The sequence below is a fragment of the Caulobacter sp. B11 genome, assembly GCF_002737765.1.
Lineage (GTDB): Bacteria > Pseudomonadota > Alphaproteobacteria > Caulobacterales > Caulobacteraceae > Caulobacter.
Map to the genome: position 1 here is coordinate 1 of NZ_PEGG01000320.1, position 3,134 is coordinate 3,134.

Consider the following 3,134-nt stretch of genomic DNA (forward strand, 5'->3'; position numbering starts at 1 on the left):
CGCGGTCCGTTCCAGCGCCCAGGGAGAAGCAATGGTGGACGCATAGCCGCGGGTCCCCAAATGCCAGTTCCGCACTGGCGGCGCGAGACCGGGGCGCCGGCGGGCACGAAATTGATCATGCCCCCAGGCTTCTGGGGACCGTCCAAAGATTTCCCCGGAGCCTTTCACGATCTCGATCCGCTCAATCCGAGCAGGGATGGACTATAGTGCGCCGAAGGCTCGGAGTAGGATCGGCATTCCGTCCTCCAGCAACAGGGTGCGGCCCGAGCGTCTGGGCGGCAAGCCGCGCAAGGAGATGTTCAGCTTAAGCCCGAATATGTCCTCGTCCACGACCTGGACGCCCGGTGAGAGCCGGAGCACATCCTTGACGCTGAGCGGACGTACCGCGTCGAGGTCGCCCCGGCTGATCACGAAGTTGGAGCCGGGGCTGTCGGATCGAAGGATCGCGCCCGTGACGATGACGGCCTCCGTCTCCCCGACTTCGACTTGAGCCGCGGCCACGCCAGGCGAGGCGCTCAAGGCCAAGGCCATCAGCGAAGTCGCCACCCCTTCTCCCCAGGCCATCCTGCTTCGCCTCGCCCGCGCGGCCGCCGATCAATCCTTCTCGCCCTCGTCCTCATCGTCGAGCTGGAACGGGCTGAAGGCCGCCTGGGTCAGGCGCGGATAGGGCGCCGACCAACCTTTGACGTCGTGCCAGACGATACGGTTGAGTTCCGCGGTGGGGACGTCGTCGGGAACGGCGAAGTTCATCCGCGCGGAGGCTAGGGCCGCCTCACGCCGAGCGCCCGTCAAGGCCGTCGCGGCGGGGTTTAATTCCAGGATGCTCTGGCTGGGCGTGATCGCCTTGAAGGGGCGCAGATCGGGCGTGTCCTGAAAGCTCGCCCGCATGTCGGTGGCGATCAGGTTGAAGAGTGAAAGACTGGGCAGGCCCAGGATCAGCTCGATGCTCTTCAGCATGCTCTGGTGAGAGTACATGGTCGAATCGACGGCCTGACGGCGGATATAGGGGCTGATCGCCAGCGCCACCGTGCGATGGCCGTCGACATGATCGACCCCGTTCTGCGCGTCGTCCTCGACGACGAAAATCGCCATCTTCGGCCAGAACTTCGAGGCGGTCAGCGCCTCGACCACCTGGCCGAGGGCCAGATCGTTGTCGGCCACCATGGCCTTGGTCGTGTTGGCGCCGGGTTTGGTGCCGCTGGTGTGATCGCTGGGCAGCAGCATGACCGTCAGGTTCGGCATCGAACCCTTGGCCTCGTACTCCTTCAGCTTGTTGATGAAGATCCGCGCGCGAACGACATCGGGGATGCTCAGGCCGTAGGCGGGAAAATTGCGCACGAGCGACCGATCCAGGGGCGGAATCGGTGAGTGGGTGTCGAACGTATTGGTGAACGGGTCGCCAGCCTGCCAGCGCTTGAACAGCGTGGCGCGCTGGTTTGGCGTGTCCTCAAGCGCGCCGGGCGCGTATTCGCCAAATACGGCGACGCTTTTGCCCTTGGCCAGAACAGCGTCCCAGATGAAGCCGCCCGACGAATAGGCCAGCGGGTCGCTGCCATCAAAAGGATAGGATCGGCCCGAATAGCCCGGCCACAAGGTGTAGCTGACCTCATTGCCCTGGGTGACCCACTGGTGGCCATTGGCGCTGTTGCCGCCTGTTGCGTAGAAATTGTCCAGAAGCGTGAAGTCCCGGGCAAGGCGTCGCTGGTTGGGTGTGACGTCTTCGCCGAACAGGACCAGGCTGGGGTCGCCGTTGCCGCGCTCGAGATCGCCGAACAGTTGGTCGTAGGTTCGATTTTCCTTAATGATATAAACGACATGCTCGATCAGCGACGGCTCGCCCGACCGCAGGGGTATGGCGCGCGGGACGGCGTTGGGATCGGGCCGGGGGGCGACCGCGTCACGGAAGGCCATCCGGTTGTTTTCGGCGACGGCGGCGGTGTAGCTCGCCAGTTGCGCCGCGTCGGGCATGGCCACCACGTGGGCGCTACCACGATTGGCGTGGACGAACCGGCGCCCGGGCCCTTCGTTCTGTCCCGACCCGACACCGAGCAAGGTCGCCACGACCATCTGGGTCTCGTCGGCGTTCAAGGTCACGGAGACGGGATACCAGCCCGTCGGGATCAAGCCGGAAATGCGGCCAGCCTCGAGATCATAGACCAGCACGGCGTTGATCCCGCCGCAGGCGATGAACAGCCGCTTTCCGGCCTTGTCCAGGGTCATGCCCGCCGGCGCGACGCCCTTCACGGCCTCGGCGAACGGCTGCAGCAGGATCGTTCGCGTCACTTGGCGGGTGCGCGTCTCGATGACCGAGATGCTGTCGTCGTTGGTGTTGGCGACGTAGAGCAAGCCGCGCGCCGTATCGAGCGCCAGGGCGGTCGGATGCCGACCGACGCCGATGCTGGCCAGGCTCTCGCCCGTTTTCAGATCGACCACCCGGATCGAGCCGCCCAGGGCGACGCCGCGAGCGTCGATCGCCACCCGGTCGGCTTCCGGCGCGAGGCCCGTCGGCGCGTTGAGGACTCCCGCCGCGGCGGCCTCGCCGCCCCAGTTGGCCACGTAGGCGACATCGCCGTGGGCCGCGACCGCGACGGGGGCGACGCCGACCGGAATGCGACGGGTCTCGCCAGTGACGAGGTCGCTAATCGCCAGCGCGTTGTCGAACGTCAGGGGCGTAAGCGCGCGCCTGTCATGAACGATGGGCGCCCCGACATTGTGGGCGCCTAGACGGGCGCCTAGCTTGACCACGCCATCCGCGGCGCCGGTGTCGGGCCTCGCCAGGAAAACGGCGCCCGGCTGGCCTTTGCGGGTTTCGATCAGACTGACCAGTGGCTTGCCGGCCTCGTCCAGCGTCAGACCCCGGATGCCGCCCACGCCACCCAGCGCATGGCGGGTCACCACGCGGTTACCCAGCCAATCGAGCTGGTAGAGATGGGTGCGCGACAGCACCCACAGGGCGCCGTCCTGACCGAACACCGCCCCCTGAACCCGCCCCGTGAAGATCGTCTGCACGCCGGCCGGCGTGATCGCCTGACGCGTGGTTATGACCCCTCCATCCTGAACGGCTCGCGCCGGCTTGTCCAAGGTCTGAGCGGCCAACGGGGCGGCGCAGGTCAGGCCAAACGCCAAGACGGAGA

Annotated in this window: 2 protein-coding genes; both read right to left on the reverse strand. The window is 66.5% G+C overall.

Annotated elements, in window-relative coordinates; translation table 11 throughout:
• Window positions 1–201: 201 nt before the first annotated feature.
• A complete protein-coding gene (locus CSW58_RS11935) occupies window positions 202–546 on the reverse strand; it encodes a TonB-dependent receptor plug domain-containing protein (protein ID WP_143755192.1) in 345 nt (114 codons plus the stop codon).
• A 48-nt stretch (window positions 547–594) separates the two neighbouring features.
• The coding region (locus tag CSW58_RS11940) for a bifunctional YncE family protein/alkaline phosphatase family protein (protein WP_143755193.1) at window positions 595–3,134 on the reverse strand (2,540 nt) is incomplete at its 5' end.